Source organism: Pseudomonas sp. HLMP (assembly GCF_046365545.1).
Taxonomy (GTDB): Bacteria; Pseudomonadota; Gammaproteobacteria; order Pseudomonadales; family Pseudomonadaceae; genus Aquipseudomonas; species Aquipseudomonas guariconensis_B.
This window is the reverse complement of record NZ_JBDLLR010000001.1, coordinates 3,450,727-3,465,375: the sequence shown is the minus strand read 5'-3', so window position 1 is coordinate 3,465,375 and position 14,649 is coordinate 3,450,727. Positions and strand designations below refer to the sequence as shown.

15 protein-coding genes are annotated in these 14,649 nt (G+C 65.4%); 6 read left to right on the top strand and 9 right to left on the bottom strand.

The genetic code is table 11. The features are described 5' to 3' along the window. Positions 1-25: 25 nt before the first annotated feature. The 3 genes from ABFA30_RS16075 to ABFA30_RS16065 form a co-directional block, all read right to left on the bottom strand. A complete protein-coding gene (locus ABFA30_RS16075) occupies positions 26-631 on the bottom strand; it encodes a DUF2589 domain-containing protein (protein WP_225790051.1) in 606 nt (201 codons plus the stop codon). A 59-nt stretch (positions 632-690) separates the two neighbouring features. Continuing rightward, positions 691-1,071: a Mor transcription activator family protein gene (locus ABFA30_RS16070; RefSeq protein ID WP_225790052.1), complete on the bottom strand. Its 381-nt coding sequence runs from the start codon at positions 1,069-1,071 to the stop codon at positions 691-693. A gap of 271 nt (positions 1,072-1,342) precedes the next feature. Next, on the bottom strand, positions 1,343-1,804 hold the full coding sequence (locus tag ABFA30_RS16065; protein WP_253080062.1) for a hypothetical protein: 462 nt from the start codon (positions 1,802-1,804) through the stop codon (positions 1,343-1,345). Positions 1,805-1,958: 154 nt separating this feature from the next. On the opposite strand from ABFA30_RS16065, the gene ABFA30_RS16060 reads away from it, so the two are divergent. Further along, positions 1,959-2,147 carry a hypothetical protein gene (locus ABFA30_RS16060; protein WP_225790054.1) on the top strand — a complete coding sequence of 63 codons (189 nt, stop codon included), beginning with the start codon at positions 1,959-1,961 and terminating at the stop codon, positions 2,145-2,147. A 36-nt stretch (positions 2,148-2,183) separates the two neighbouring features. On the opposite strand, the gene ABFA30_RS16055 is transcribed toward ABFA30_RS16060, so the two are convergent. After that, positions 2,184-2,558: a fe2+ zn2+ uptake regulation protein gene (locus tag ABFA30_RS16055; RefSeq protein ID WP_225790055.1), complete on the bottom strand. Its 375-nt coding sequence runs from the start codon at positions 2,556-2,558 to the stop codon at positions 2,184-2,186. Between the two features lie 220 nt (positions 2,559-2,778). On the opposite strand from ABFA30_RS16055, the gene ABFA30_RS16050 reads away from it, so the two are divergent. Next, entirely contained in the window at positions 2,779-5,073 is a 2,295-nt protein-coding gene (locus tag ABFA30_RS16050) for an acylase (protein WP_253080106.1), read from the top strand. Positions 5,074-5,183: 110 nt separating this feature from the next. Here ABFA30_RS16050 and ABFA30_RS16045 read toward each other — a convergent pair whose 3' ends face one another. Together ABFA30_RS16045 and ABFA30_RS16040 are read right to left on the bottom strand one after the other, a co-directional pair. Further along, entirely contained in the window at positions 5,184-5,906 is a 723-nt protein-coding gene (locus tag ABFA30_RS16045; protein WP_225790056.1) for a UDP-2,3-diacylglucosamine diphosphatase, read from the bottom strand. Next, complete coding sequence (locus ABFA30_RS16040; protein WP_225790057.1) at positions 5,903-6,403, bottom strand: peptidylprolyl isomerase; 501 nt, start codon at positions 6,401-6,403, stop codon at positions 5,903-5,905. The genes ABFA30_RS16045 and ABFA30_RS16040 overlap by 4 nt, the downstream gene beginning before the upstream one ends. Positions 6,404-6,638: 235 nt before the next feature. On the opposite strand from ABFA30_RS16040, the gene ABFA30_RS16035 reads away from it, so the two are divergent. Together ABFA30_RS16035 and cysS are read left to right on the top strand one after the other, a co-directional pair. Then, entirely contained in the window at positions 6,639-8,342 is a 1,704-nt protein-coding gene (locus ABFA30_RS16035; protein ID WP_225790058.1) for a glutamine--tRNA ligase/YqeY domain fusion protein, read from the top strand. 9 nt (positions 8,343-8,351) lie between these two features. Then, entirely contained in the window at positions 8,352-9,734 is a 1,383-nt protein-coding gene (cysS, locus tag ABFA30_RS16030; RefSeq protein WP_225790059.1) for a cysteine--tRNA ligase, read from the top strand. A gap of 162 nt (positions 9,735-9,896) precedes the next feature. Here the strand turns inward: cysS and ABFA30_RS16025 are convergent, their stop codons facing one another. From ABFA30_RS16025 to ABFA30_RS16015, 3 genes are all read right to left on the bottom strand, one after another. Next, positions 9,897-11,279 carry a sensor histidine kinase gene (locus tag ABFA30_RS16025; RefSeq protein WP_410045671.1) on the bottom strand — a complete coding sequence of 461 codons (1,383 nt, stop codon included), beginning with the start codon at positions 11,277-11,279 and terminating at the stop codon, positions 9,897-9,899. Continuing rightward, complete coding sequence (locus ABFA30_RS16020) at positions 11,257-11,937, bottom strand: response regulator transcription factor (protein WP_253080064.1); 681 nt, start codon at positions 11,935-11,937, stop codon at positions 11,257-11,259. Before ABFA30_RS16020 ends, ABFA30_RS16025 begins: the two co-directional genes overlap by 23 nt. 161 nt (positions 11,938-12,098) lie before the next feature. Then, complete coding sequence (locus ABFA30_RS16015; protein WP_225790062.1) at positions 12,099-13,118, bottom strand: branched-chain amino acid aminotransferase; 1,020 nt, start codon at positions 13,116-13,118, stop codon at positions 12,099-12,101. Positions 13,119-13,500: 382 nt separating this feature from the next. Here ABFA30_RS16015 and ABFA30_RS16010 point away from each other — a divergent pair, with 382 nt between their 5' ends. Together ABFA30_RS16010 and ABFA30_RS16005 are read left to right on the top strand one after the other, a co-directional pair. Next, positions 13,501-14,334 (top strand): urease accessory protein UreD, encoded by an 834-nt coding sequence (locus ABFA30_RS16010; protein ID WP_253080065.1) that lies wholly within the window; start codon positions 13,501-13,503, stop codon positions 14,332-14,334. A 10-nt stretch (positions 14,335-14,344) separates the two neighbouring features. Then, complete coding sequence (locus ABFA30_RS16005) at positions 14,345-14,647, top strand: urease subunit gamma (RefSeq protein WP_225790064.1); 303 nt, start codon at positions 14,345-14,347, stop codon at positions 14,645-14,647. Positions 14,648-14,649: the final 2 nt, after the last annotated feature.

Sequence of the window (14,649 nt, the reverse complement as noted above, 5' to 3'; positions counted from 1 at the left end):
CAGGGGATGGGTGGAGGGTGGCTTGCTACGCCTGCGCCGGCGGCAGGTTCGGCGCCTTGTCCGCGTTGCTCACCGGTACGGGCTTGATGGCGGCTTCGGTGAGGAAGTCCATGACGCGCTGCAGTGCTTCGGGTGGTTCCTGGCGGCGCACCGTGGTGTTGAAGGCATAGCGTGCGCGGGTGTCGGTCTTGCGCGTCTGCGCCGACTTGTGGCTGACACTGCCTTTGACGTTGAGCTTGAACGGGCCCCAGCCAAGCGAGGCCTCGAGTTCGGCATTGGCCTCGGTGGACTTGCTGCTCTCGGCCATCTGGCTGATGGTCAGCTCGAACTCGACCGTGCCTTGCTCGATGCAGATGTTGGGGTGGGTGATGGCCGCCATCAGCGGGATCTGCATTTTCCGGGCAATGGTGCCCTGGGCCTGGCCCTGCTCGTCGACCACCGTTTCTTCGTAGTTGAATTCGACGGCGCGGGCCTTGCCGTTTTCCACGCAGACCTGCATGAGGAACTCGGCGTAGGACTTGCTGGCTGTCACTTGCGCATCGATCATCGCCTGCAGCGGGGCGGCAATCATGCTGTCCATCGGCAGGGCATTGAGCACGGAGCCGATGAGGTTGTTGTCGATCGTGGCCATGGGTGGCATTCCTTTTCGTCAAGGGAGATTGAGGTGAGGGTGGGTGGGTGTCATGCCCATCAGCGGGCATGGCTCTCCAGGCGGCGGATGTTGCCGATCTGGCGCAGGCTCAGGCCGTACTTGTTGGCCAAGAGGCTGCGGGACAGGCCGTCGGCGCTTTCCTTCTGGATCTGTTGGTTGCGCAGCTGGCGCAGGAAGTGATCCGCCTTGGGGATCTCCAGTGCCACGCCGGCGAAGCGCTTGATCAACGCTTCCAACGCTTCGGCTGGCAGGACATCGGCGAGTCGGGTGCGCTCGCGGTGCTTGGGGATGTATTTCGGCCGCCCGCCGTAGGCGCAGGTCAGGCGGTAGGCGTTCTCGATGCCGATGCACTCGATCAGCGATTGCAGCGAATGCGGCAACTGGGTGATTTCGATGTGGCTGAGGTCTGGCAATTCCATATGGGCTCCCTCGGGCGTGTGGGGTGGCGCAATGCATGGACATCCGGGATGGCTGTCGGGTACGCCACCAGTGCTGTGGTGGCGTGACTGGATTGTCGAGCAGGGCCTGACAACGTCGCTAGGCGCCATGCGGGCCAAGGCCTGTAGCCCCAGTGAGCATGTCTCGCAGGCAGCGATGGCTGCTCGCGTAGGACATCGCTTCAGCTTTGCCCGGCAGGCCTTGGTTTTCCGTGGTAGCGATTTCCAGGTGGCTCATTGGGTAGTACCACCCTCAGTCACAGGGATAACTGTCCAGCAACCTGGCCAGGCGCAGGTAGGCCTCGGGCCTGTCGCGCATGCCGTGGGGCACGGCCCGCCAGTCCACGACCAGGCACAGAGCATTGAGTGCCTGGCCATCGCGTCGGCCGATGACCTGCGGATGAAAGTCACGGCGATAGCGCGCCCGAGTCCGTTCGAGGGCCTCGACCTGGTCGGCCTGGGCCAGGGTCTCGCGGGCCAGGATCGGCAACTCCCGGTGCGGCACGCTGAAGTGCAGGCGGGTGGGGTGGTTTGTCAGGTAGCCGGCGGTGCGTACGTTCTGCCACAGCAGTTGCCATTGGCTGGAGCCGGCCTTGTTGGCCAGTGCGCTGCCAAGGGCATGCAGTCGTTCAGGGGGAAGGTGGGTGGTCTCCAGTGCGTGGGCAGGAGAGGGAGCAAGCAGGAGCAGGCCTGCGATCAGCATGGCGTTGAGCATGGGGCCTCCATCAGGGAGTGGTGGTGGGGGCTTCATGCTTTCAGGTGCGGGCAGGTGGGCTCAGCAGGAAATGCCCCGCCTGCGCCTTGCATCGTTGTATCATGGGCGCGGCTTGTCGCGAGCCCTATGTCCCTGATGTCGCAAGGAACCATTGATGACACACATGCAACGCTTGAAGTACTCGATCCTGATCATCCTGGTGATGATGGGCCTGATGGTGGGCCTGAGCTACCTGCAGCGGCAGGGGACGATCAGCGAGCAGACGTTCCAGTACATCGCCATCGCCATCGCGGTCGTCGTGGTGGTGCTCAACGGGATCCTGCGGCGCAAGGTCAAGCGTTGACCTGCACGGGCTGGCCTGCCTTGGCCGGCCATGCGCTCAGCGCGCGGCGGGTTGTTCCAGCACGGCCCTGGCCTGGGGGTTGAGGCTGTAGCACTTGTCGCTGCCGAGGCTGATCACGCCTTCGGCGCACAGCCGTTTGAGCACTTCGCGCACGCTCAGGAACGACAGCGGGATGTCCAGTTGCTCGAGTTGCGCATGAACGCCGCGCACGCCAATGCTGCGGCCATTGCGATCGGCGTTGTGCAGGGCGTCGATGACCTTGAGGCGGATCAGGCTGGTGCGCAGGCCGTAGGTGCGCAGCAGTTCGCGGATCTGCTCGTTGCCGACGCGTTCCGCCGTGCCGGCGAGCTGCCCGGCACTCGCCTTGCCCGGGCTTCGAGCGCTCTGTGGCGAGGGTTGTGGGTTGTACATGTGAATGCTCCTTTTCGTGATCTGTCCCGAAATCATGGGTGCCTCACTTACTAAGACGAATGAGATCGGCAAAACTGCAACCTTTGCCTGAAAAAATTTGCCGCGTCCTTTTCAAGACGTTGCAAAGCCCCGCCAGGCGTAAAATTTTCATCCAGCCATTCGTCTGATCGGGATCACCCTTACAACTCCAGGAGTGCCCGTGACCACACTTTCGCGTCCCATGACCCGTCTTGGCCTGGTGGCCGCGCTGGTTGCCGCCAGCCTGGCCGCACAGGCCCGGGAAACCGCTGGCGATGCCTCGGCGCAGATCCGCCGTACCAGCTTCGGTGTGCCGCACATCCTGGCCAAGGATGAACGCGGCCTGGGCTATGGCATCGGCTATGCCTACGCCCAGGACAACCTTTGCCTGCTGGCCAACGAGGTGCTGACGGTCAACGGTGAGCGCTCCCGCTATTTCGGCGCCAAGGGCAAGACCGTCGAACAGCGCGACAACCTCGATAGCGACCTGTTCTTCACCTGGCTCAACACCCAGGCGGCGACGGAAGACTTCCTCCAGGCCCAGCCGGCCCAGGTGCGTGACCTGCTCGAAGGTTATGCCAGCGGCTACAACCGGGCCCTGGCCGAACGCCGGGCCCAGGGGTTGCCCGGTGAGTGTGGGCAAGGCGACTGGCTGCGGCCGATCACCAGCCTCGACCTTGTCAAGCTGACCCGCCGCCTGCTGGTGGAGGGAGGCGTCGGCCAGTTCGCCGAGGCGCTGGTGGCGGCGGCCCCGCCGAAGCTGGCGGCGCAGCGAGCGGGTGAGGATTTCAGCGTGGCGCTGGCGCGTCAGGCGCAATTCGCCTCGGAACGTGGCAGCAACGCGGTGGCGGTCGGCTCGCAACGCTCGGCCAACGGTCGCGGCCTGTTGCTGGCCAACCCGCATTTCCCGTGGATGGGTGGGCTGCGCTTCTACCAGATGCAACTGACCATTCCCGGTCAGCTGGATGTCATGGGGGCCGCGCTGCCCGGCCTGCCGGTGGTGAACATCGGCTTCAACCAGCATCTGGCCTGGACCCATACGGTCGATACGTCCAAGCATTTCACCCTTTACCGCCTGCAGCTCGACCCCAAGGACCCGACCCGCTACCTGCTCGACGGCAAGTCGCTACCGCTGGCCCGTCAGACCCTGAGCGTGACGGTCAAGGGCGACGATGGCCAACTGAGCCAGGTCGCGCGCCAAGTCTATGCCTCGGCCTTCGGCCCGGTGGTGCAGTGGCCCGGCCGGCTGGACTGGGACAACCGCTACGCCTACAGCCTGCGCGATGCCAACCTGGACAACACCCGGGTATTGCAGCAGTGGTACCGGATCAACCGAGCCGACAGCCTGGCGTCCTTGAAGACGGCCGTAGGGCAGGTGCAGGGCATTCCCTGGGTCAACACCCTGGCCGTCGATGCCGATGGTCAGGCGCTGTACCTGAACCAGTCGGTGGTGCCGTACGTCGACCAGGCGCTGCTCGCCCACTGCAGCGACCCCGCCGCGCCCGGGCCGCTGGTGGTGCTGGACGGTTCGCGCAGCGCCTGCCAGTGGAAGGTCGACGACGAAGCCGCCCAACCCGGGATCTTCCCGGCGCGGCTGTTGCCGAGCCTGGAGCGTCGAGATTTCGTGCAGAACTCCAACGACCCGGCGCGAATGACCAACCCGGCGCAGCCGCTGACCGGGTTCTCGCCGCTGGTCAGCCGTGACGACCAGCCCCTGGGCATGCGTGGCCGCTTTGCCCTGCAGCGTCTGCAAGGCCATGGCAAGCTGGGTGTCGCTGACCTGCAGCGCATGGTGCTGGACGACGAGGTCTACCTGGCCAGCCTGCTGCTGCCGGACTTGCTGGAATGGTGCAAATCCACCGGGGCCGACCTGCAAGCCGTGTGCAGCAGCCTGGCGGACTGGAACGGCAAGGCCGACCTGGACAGCGGCATCGGCCTGGTGCATTTCGAGAACATCCTCGGCGCCCTGGCGCAGCACCCGCAGAGCTGGCGCGTGGCCTTCGACCCGGCCGACCCGCAGCATACCCCGCGCGGCCTGGCCGTCGAGCAGGCGGCGGTACGCAAGCTGCTGCGCGAGGCGGCGCTGGCCTCCCAGCAGCAGGTGGCCGAGGCTGGCGTGAGCGCCGACAGCCGCTGGGGCCAGATCCAGCAGGCGGCCGACGGCACGCCCGTGCCGGGTGGGCCACAGGGCCTGGGGGTGTACAACGCCATCTACAGCGTCCCGCGCGGGGCGGGCAAGCGATTGGTGGTCAGCGGTACCAGCTACCTGCAACTGGTCAGCTTCACCGACCAGGGACCGCAAGCCCAGGGCCTGCTGGCGTTCTCCCAGTCCAGCGAGTCCGCTTCGCCGCATGCCGGTGACCAGACCCGCGCCTTCTCGGCCAAGCAACTGGCGCCGATCCCGTTCACCGAGGCGCAGATCAAGGCGGATCCGCAGTATCGGCAGTATGTGATCAGCGAGCGCGACCACAGCGCAGTGGCCAGCAGCGGTCAGTAACCAGGGAGGCGAGGGCGGTCAGGCTGGAATCTATCCACTGTGCCGCCCATTTGGGGCCGCTTAGCGGCCCCGGCATTGGAGCAAGCCTGCGAATGGGGCAGGGCCTGGCCTCAGGGAAACTCGAACGGCGCCAGCTGGAAACCCTGTTCATCCACCTGCAAGGCCCAGCCGCGACGGTCCCAGTCCCCCAGCACGATACGCCGTGCCGGCTCGCCATCGACCACCAGCTTGTGAATCGCTGGCCGGTGGGTGTGGCCATGGACCAGGGTGCGCACGCCATGGGCAGCCATTACCTTCGGCACTTCCTCGGGGGTGACGTCGACGATCTCGGTGTTCTTCATGCGTGTCTGCGTGCGGCTCTCGCTGCGCAGCTTGCGGGCCAGCTTCTGCCGGGTGGCCAGCGGCAGGTGCCGCAGGAGCCACAGGCTCAGCGGGTTGCGCAGGTAGCGGCGTAGTTTCATGTAGCCCAGGTCGCGGGTGCACAGGGTGTCGCCATGCATCAGCAGCACCGGCTCCCCGCCCAGTTCCACCACGCACGGGTCGTCCAGCAGGGTACAGCCGGCCGCCTGGCAGAAGCGCTGGCCGATCAGGAAGTCGCGGTTGCCGTGCATCACGTAGATGGCCGTGCCGCTGTCGGAGAGCCGGCGCAAGGCCTGGCAGATCGACTGCTGGAAGGGCGTCATGGCGTCGTCGCCGATCCACACTTCGAAGAAGTCGCCCAGGATGTACAAGGCCCTGGCATGGCGCGCACGGCCATCGAGCAGATCAAGAAACGCCCGGGTGATGTCCGGGCGTTCTTCTTGCAGGTGCAGGTCGGAGATCAGCAGGATCACTCAACGATCTCGGCTTTCTCGATGATCACGTCATCTTTCGGCACGTCCTGGTGGCCGGCCTTGGAGCCGGTGGACACACCCTTGATCGCGTCGACGATCTCGCGGCCTTCGATCACCTCGCCGAACACCGCATAGCCCCAGCCCTGCACGTTCTTGCCGCTGTGGTTGAGGAAGTCGTTGTCGGCGACGTTGATGAAGAACTGCGCCGACGCGGAGTGCGGCTCCATGGTACGGGCCATGGCGATGCTGTAGCGCTTGTTCGGCAGGCCGTTGTCGGCTTCGTTCTGGATCGGTGCGCGGGTGGACTTCTGCTTCATGCCCGGTTCGAAACCGCCGCCCTGGATCATGAAGTTGTTGATCACGCGGTGGAACACGGTGCCATTGTAGTGGCCGTCCTTGACGTACTGAACGAAGTTCTCGACGGTTTTCGGTGCCTTCTCGGCGTCCAGTTGCAGGACGATGTCGCCGTGGTTGGTGCTCAGTTTGACTTTGGACATACTGGAATTCGCTCTTTCAAGGCATTCATGAATAGGGTGCGCAGGGCGCGTACTGTCACCTGACGCAGGATCGGGCGACCGCGACACAGGGCGTGCGCCGGCCATTTTGCCCGGCCTGCGATAAATCGCGCCAGTTTGTCGGCGCCCGGCTGTCGGCAGCTTGACTGCTTCGGCTATGATAGGCCCTTTGATTCAATCGGCCTACCCGGGCCGAACACCTGCATTCAAGGAACCTATGAGCAAGCCCACTGCCGACAACGCGCCCAACGCCGCTGCCAAAGGCGCTCCCGCCGTCCCTGCGAACTTCCTGCGGCCGATCATCCAGGCCGACCTGGACTCGGGCAAGCACAGCAGCATCGTCACCCGCTTCCCGCCCGAGCCCAACGGCTACCTGCACATCGGCCATGCCAAGTCGATCTGCGTCAACTTCGGCCTGGCCCAGGAGTTCGGTGGCGTCTGTCACCTGCGTTTCGACGACACCAACCCGGCCAAGGAAGACCAGGAATACATCGACGCCATCCAGCGCGACATCAAGTGGCTGGGCTTCGAGTGGGCAGGCCCGGTGCGCTATGCCTCGGACTACTTCGACCAGTTGCACGACTGGGCGGTGGACTTGATCAAGGCCGGCAAGGCCTATGTCTGCGACCTGACCCCGGAGCAGGCCCGCGCATACCGCGGCAGCCTGACCGAGCCAGGCAAGGACAGCCCGTTCCGTACGCGCAGCGTCGAGCAGAACCTGGACCTGTTCGCGCGCATGAAGGCCGGCGAGTTCAAGGATGGCGAGCGCGTGCTGCGCGCGAAGATCGACATGGCGTCGCCGAACATGAACATGCGCGACCCGATCCTCTACCGCATCCGCCATGCCCACCATCACCAGACCGGTGACAAGTGGTGCATCTACCCCAACTACGACTTCACCCATGGCCAGTCCGACGCGATCGAGGGCATCACCCACTCGATCTGCACCCTCGAGTTCGAAGGCCATCGCCCGCTGTACGACTGGTTCCTGGACAACCTGCCGGTGCCGGCCCATCCGCGCCAGTACGAGTTCAGCCGCCTGAACCTGAACTACACCATCACCTCCAAGCGCAAGCTCAAGCAACTGGTGGACGAGCAGCACGTCGACGGCTGGGACGACCCGCGCATGTCCACGCTCTCGGGCTTCCGTCGCCGCGGCTACACCCCGGCGTCGATCCGCAACTTCTGCGAGATGATCGGCACCAACCGCTCCGACGGGGTGGTCGACATGTCCATGCTCGAGTTCAGCATCCGTGACGACCTCGACCGCACCGCTCCGCGCGCCATGTGCGTGCTGCGCCCGCTGAAGGTGGTCATCACCAACTACCCCGAGGGCCAGGTCGAGCAGCTCGAACTGCCGCGCCATCCCAAGGAAGACATGGGCGTGCGTGTGCTGCCGTTCGCCCGTGAGCTGTACATCGACCGCGACGACTTCATGGAAACGCCGCCCAAGGGCTACAAGCGCCTGGAGCCCAATGGCGAGGTACGCCTGCGCGGCAGCTACGTGATCCGCGCCGACGAGGCGATCAAGGACGCCGACGGCAACGTCGTCGAGCTGCGCTGCTCCTACGACCCGGACACCCTGGGCAAGAACCCCGAGGGCCGCAAGGTCAAGGGCGTGATCCACTGGGTCCCGGCCGAAGGCAGCGTGGAATGCGAGGTGCGCCTGTACGACCGCCTGTTCCGCTCGGCGAACCCGGACAAGACCGAGGAGGGCGGCAGCTTCCTGGACAACATCAACCCCGATTCGCTGCAGGTGCTGACCGGTTGCCGTGCCGAGCCGTCGCTGGCCCAGGCGCAGCCCGAGGACCGTTTCCAGTTCGAGCGCGAAGGCTATTTCTGCGCCGACCTCAAGGACAGCCAGCCGGGCCGTCCGGTGTTCAACCGCACCGTCACCCTGCGTGACTCCTGGGGCAGCTGAGGAACCGCCGTGCTTACCATCTACAACACCCTGAGCAAGACCAAGGAAGCCTTCAAGCCCCTGGACGGCAACAAGGTGCGCATGTACGTGTGCGGCATGACCGTGTATGACTACTGCCACCTGGGCCACGGCCGCAGCATGGTGGCCTTCGACCTGGTCACCCGCTGGTTGCGCAAGAGCGGCTACGAGCTGACCTACGTGCGCAACATCACCGACATCGACGACAAGATCATCAACCGCGCCAACGAGAACGGCGAGCGCTTCGACGCGCTGACCGCACGCATGATCGATGCCATGCACGAGGACGAGCGCCGGCTGAACATCCTGCCGCCGGACCAGGAGCCGCGTGCCACCGATCATATCGCCGGCATGCACGCGATGATCCAGACCCTGATCGACAAGGGCTATGCCTACGCGCCGGGCAACGGCGACGTGTACTACCGGGTCGGCAAGTTCGTCGGCTACGGCAAGCTATCGCGGCGCAAGATCGAAGACCTGCGCATCGGTGCGCGGATCGAGGTCGGCGAAGCCAAGCAGGACCCGCTGGACTTCGTCCTGTGGAAGGCCGCCAAACCGGGCGAGCCGAGCTGGGATTCGCCGTGGGGCCCGGGCCGTCCGGGCTGGCACATCGAGTGCTCGGTGATGTCCACCTGCTGCCTGGGCGAGAGCTTCGACATCCACGGCGGTGGCAGCGACCTGGAGTTCCCACACCACGAGAACGAGATCGCCCAGAGCGAGGCGGCCACCGGCAAGCCGTATGCCAATGCCTGGATGCACTGCGGCATGATCCGCATCAATGGCGAGAAGATGTCCAAGTCGTTGAACAACTTCTTCACCATCCGCGACGTGCTCGACAAGTACCACCCAGAGGTGGTGCGCTACCTGCTGGTGGCCAGCCACTACCGCAGCGCCATCAACTACTCCGAGGACAGCCTGCGCGAGGCCAAGGGCGCCCTGGAGCGCTTCTACCATGCGCTGCGCGGCCTGCCGCGTGTCGAGGCCAAAGGGGGCGAGGCGTTCGTCGAGCGCTTCAGCGTAGCGATGAACGACGACTTCGGTACCCCGGAAGCTTGCGCCGTGCTGTTCGACCTGGTGCGTGAGATCAACCGCCTGCGCGACAGCGATCCGCAAGCCGCCGCCGGCCTGGCTGGTCGCCTGCGCGAGCTGGGCGACGTGCTGGGGGTGTTGCAGCTGGATGCCGACGAATTCCTGCGTGCGGGCGCCGAAGGCAAGGTCGATGCCGCGCAAGTTGAGGCACTGATCCAGGCGCGGCTGCAGGCGCGTGCGGACAAGAACTGGGCCGAGTCCGACCGTATCCGCGACCAGCTGACCGCCATGGGCGTGGTGCTGGAAGACGGCAAGGGTGGCACCACCTGGCGCCTGGCTGACTGACCGGGCAAGACCCGTTGGGCCGCTGCGCGCCCCTTTCGCGACACCAGGCCGCTCCACAGGCACAATGCTGAACCTGGAGCGGCCTTGCCGGGGCGCCGGACTGCTCGGAAAGGGGCGTGCAGCGGCCCCAGCCATGCAGAGGTTGCACCGCGAAGCCCCGACTCACCCCACCAGCGGGCAATGCAGGACCAACCTGGCCCCACCCAGCCCACCAGCCCCTACCTCCAGCCTGAACCCGTGCAAGTCGACGATCGCCGCGACGATCGACAACCCGAGCCCGAACCCAGGGTGCCGGTGACCTTCCTCGCTACGGTAGAAGCGCTTCAACACCGCGGCACGCTCCTCTTCGGGAATCCCCGGCCCACTGTCCTCGATGGCGATATGCACACCCGTCTCGTCATGCGTCGCCGTGATGGACACCCGCCCACCCTCGGGCGTGAACTTGATGCCATTGCCCACCAGGTTGGCCAGTGCTTCGAACAGCAGCTCGCGATCGCCGTACAGTGCCGGCAACTGCGCCGGTTGCTCCAGGGACAGATGAATGCGGCCGTCCTCGGCCAGGGGCAGGTAGAAATCGTGCAGTTCCACCAGCAGCTCATGCGGATCGAGCTGGACGAAGCCGGCACGCCGCTGGCGATCCTCCAGCTCGCTGATACGCAGCAACCCGCGAAAGCGCGCCATCAGCGTATCGGTTTCGCCGATGGCCTGGTCCAGTGCCTCGGCCTCGGGCGAGTCGTCACCGCTTTGCTGGCGAATCCGGTAGAGCTGGGCGCGCAGGCGGGTCAGCGGAGTGCGCAGGTCGTGGGCGATGTTGTCGCACACGCCCTTGACCTCGTGCATCAGCCGCTCGATACGGTCGAGCATGGCATTGACGATGGCGGCCAGCATGTCCAACTCGTCACGCCGTGCCGACAGCGGCAGGCGGTGGGTGAGGTCGCCAGCGACGATCAGCTCGGCCTGGGCCTGGATGGCGCGGATACGTTTGAGTGGCCGGCGACGCAGCAGGTACCAGCCGGCGAAACCAGGGATCAGGGTCAGGGAGATGCCCCACAGCAGCGCATGCAGGATGATGCGGGTGACCACGAACAACGAGCCGTTGTCGCGTACCAGTATCAGCCAGCGGCCATCCTGCACTTTGATCGCCACCGCGTCGCAACTGTCGCGTGGCATGTGCGGGTCATCGGCGTCCAGGCAGCGTTTCAGTTCATGGACCTGGCCGTCCAGGCCGAGCTCCGGCGGAATGGCGCGGATCCGCCCGCCGATGGGGTTGAGCTGGGCATCGAACAGGCCGAAGGCGTCGAAGCTGCGCTCCTCGAACGCCTGGCTGGCGATCAGCGCGTCGTCCAGTTGCTTGCCGCTCATGTGGGCGAACAGGTGCTGGCGTTGCAGCATGGAATGGCGGGTCAGTTTGTTCAGGTAGCTGGAGACCTCGAAGTACAGCACCCCCATGAGGATGCAGCTCCAGGCTACGAAGAGGAAGCTGTACAGCGCGAGCAGGCGGCTGGTCGAGGAGCTCCAGCCCTTAGACGGGTTCGGCAATGGCATAGCCGGAGCCCCGCACGGTACGGATGAGCGGTGTCTGGCCGGGCGGGTCGATCTTCTTGCGCAGGCGGCCGATGTGCACGTCGATCAGGTTGGTGCCCGGGTCGAAGTGATAGCCCCAGACCTCTTCGAAGATCATCATCCGGGTGATCACCTGGCCGGCATGGCGCATGAGGTATTCGAGCAGCTTGTACTCGGTGGGCAGCAGGTTGAGGGTCTGCTCGCCGCGGCGTGCTTCATGGCTGATCAGGTCCAGCTCGAGGTCGGCGACCTGCAGGCGGGTCTGGGTCATGGGCACGCTGTTGCGCCGTAGCAGCACCTCGACCCGCGCGGCCATCTCGTCGGAGGCGAACGGCTTGGTCAGGTAGTCGTCGCCACCGGCACGCAGCCCGCGTACCCGCTCGTCGACGTCGGACAGAGCGCTGATCATCAGGATGGGCGTGGCGATCTTCAGGTTGCGCAGGGTGGTGACGATGGTCAGGCCGTCGACCTCTGGGAGCATGCGGTCCAGGGTGATCAGGTCGTAGCCGCCGGCGATGGCCTTGGACAACCCCTCGCGGCCATTGTCGGCCCAGTCCACCTCCAGGCCATGGCTGGACAGTTCGGCGACGATTTCCTGGGCGGTGACGGCGTCGTCTTCGATGGTCAGTACGCGGGGCATGCGGGTTCCTGGGCAGCGAATGGAAACCTGATTGTGCCAAAGAATAGCCAAGTGGGGATTTAAGAAAAATTCATCTGGAAACACGGGGCCGCTTCTGGCAGGCCAGAAAAAACGGGGCATGCCATCGCTGGCATGCCCCGTGGTCAGTGCAAGGCGGGCCGTCAGGCGACCTTGACGATCCAGCCCGCCGGCGCCTCGACGTCACCGCTCTGGATACCGGTCAGCTCGTTGTAGAGCTTCTGGGTGACCGGCCCGACCTTCTCCAGGTCGTGGAACACGTGCAGCTTGCCGTTGTACTCGATACCACCGATCGGCGTGATCACCGCTGCGGTACCGCAGGCGCCGGCCTCGACGAAACGGTCGAGCTTGTCGATCTCCACGTCGCCCTCGATCACCTTCAGGCCCAGGCGCGAGGCCGCCAGCTCCATCAGCGACAGGCGGGTGATGCCCGGCAGCACCGAGGCCGATTTCGGCGTGATGAACTCGTTGTTGGCGGTGATGCCGAAGAAGTTGGCCGAACCGACTTCCTCGATCTTGCTGTGGGTCAGCGGGTCCAGGTAGATGGCGTCGGCGAAGTGGGCCTTCTTGGCCTCGGCGCCTGGCAACAGGCTGGCCGCGTAGTTGCCTCCGACCTTGGCCGCGCCGGTGCCCTGGGGCGCGGCACGGTCGTAGCTGGAGATCACGAAGTTGTGCGGCTTCATGCCGCCCTTGAAGTACGAGCCGACCGGGATGGCGAAGATCGAGAAGATGAATTCGGGAGCGGTGCGCACGCCGATGTTGTCACCCACGCCGATGACGAACGGACGCAGGTACAAGGCACCCTTGCCGTGCGGCGGGACGAAGCGCTCGTTGGCCTTGACCACCTGCTTGCACGCCTCGACGAACACGTCGGTCGGCACCTGCGGCATCAGCAGGCGGGCGCAGCTGCGCTGCATGCGCGCGGCGTTCTGGTCGGGGCGGAACAGGTTGATCGAGCCATCCTTGCAACGGTAGGCCTTCAGGCCCTCGAAGCATTGCTGGCCGTAGTGCAGGGCGGTCGAGCCTTCGCTGATGTGCAGCTGGTTGTCTTCGGTCAGGGTGCCCTTGTCCCATTCGCCGTTGCGCCAGTAGGACAGGTAGCGCTTGTCGGTCTTGATATAGTCGAAGCCCAGCTTGTCCCAGTTAATGCTCTCGTTACTCATGACACCCTCGATTGTCTTGCAGAGGCCTGATCGCTCAGGCTGCTGTTATTTGCGCACCTCGCCACGATAATACATCCGCCGCGGATCGGAAACGTCCAGTCACGAATTGGACCAGGGCAGGTCCCCGATCCTTCGCCCTTGTATGCGGCAGGCACTGGAACAGGGCGCCCGTCTCGCCCCTGCGTTGTGCGCTGGCAAGCCCCTGTGATCGGCGCCGGCGCGCGCCATGGCAAGGACTTCATGAGCCTTCATCTGCGGGCCTGGCCCGTTATCTGCAATATCCAGCCTGAGAATTTTGATCGACTGGTCAGGGCAGGTGCCAATGGGTGCCGTGCAATGCCATGCAGCTGGCCGTCAGGCCAGGGATTTCAGGGGCTCCAGAATGTCGTTGGCGGAACAGATCGAACACCAGGATGACCAGGAGGGCTGGAGTGCCCACCTGCAGTTGCGCTTCGTCCAGCGCGATGGTGTGACCCGTCTTGGTGCGCGCCGACACTTCGGACCTCTTTTGGTGCAGCGGCCGTTCCATCCCGAAGGCGCGCCGTGCCATGTATACATCCTCCACCCCCCGGGCGGCATCGTCGCAGGCGACCGCCTGGACCTGGACATTCACCTGGAAGCGGGCAGCCATGCGCTGCTCACCATGCCCGGCGCCAGCAAGTTCTACCGCAGCATCGGCCCCACCGCCCGGCTCGCGCAGCGCTTTCACCTGGCCGCTGGCAGCACCCTGGAGTGGCTGCCCCAGGACAGCATTTTCTTCGCCGGCGCACGCGCCAGCCTCGACAGCCACTTCACCCTCGAGCCCGGTGCCCGCCTGCTGGCCTGGGAAACCCTGTGCCTGGGACGCCCGGTGATGAACGAGCGTTTCGACCACGGCTGCCTGGACAGCCGGCTGCGTATCGACCTGCCCGACGACCCGGGTCTGCACGAGCGCCTGCGCATCGTCGGCGGGCGCCTGGAGAAGCTCGGCGACCACCCCTTGGTCGCCACGTTCTGCGCGGCGCCCGCCGGCCAGGCTGTGCTCGAACAGGTACGGCTACTGCTCGATGAGCTAAAGATTCCCGCCGGCGCGACCTTGCTCGGGCAACTGTTGGTGATTCGCCTGCTCGACCATGACAACCAACACCTGCAACACACCCTGCAGCGCCTCTGGCACCTGCTGCGCCCGGCCGTCCTCGGCCTGGCGCCGTGCCCGCCGCGTATCTGGGCCACCTGAGAGAAACGCCATGGAGCTGACCCCGAGAGAGAAAGACAAACTGCTGCTGTTCACCGCCGCGCTGCTGGCCGAGCGGCGTCTGGGCCGTGGCCTGAAGCTCAACTACCCGGAGGCGGTGGCGCTGATCAGTGCGGCGGTGCTCGAAGGCGCCCGCGATGGGCGCAGTGTCGCCGAACTGATGAGCCTGGGCCGCGAAGTGCTCAGCCGCGACCAGGTGATGGAGGGCGTCGCCGAGATGCTCCACGACGTCCAGGTCGAGGCGACCTTTCCCGACGGCACCAAGCTGGTGACCGTGCACGACCCCATTGTCTGAGG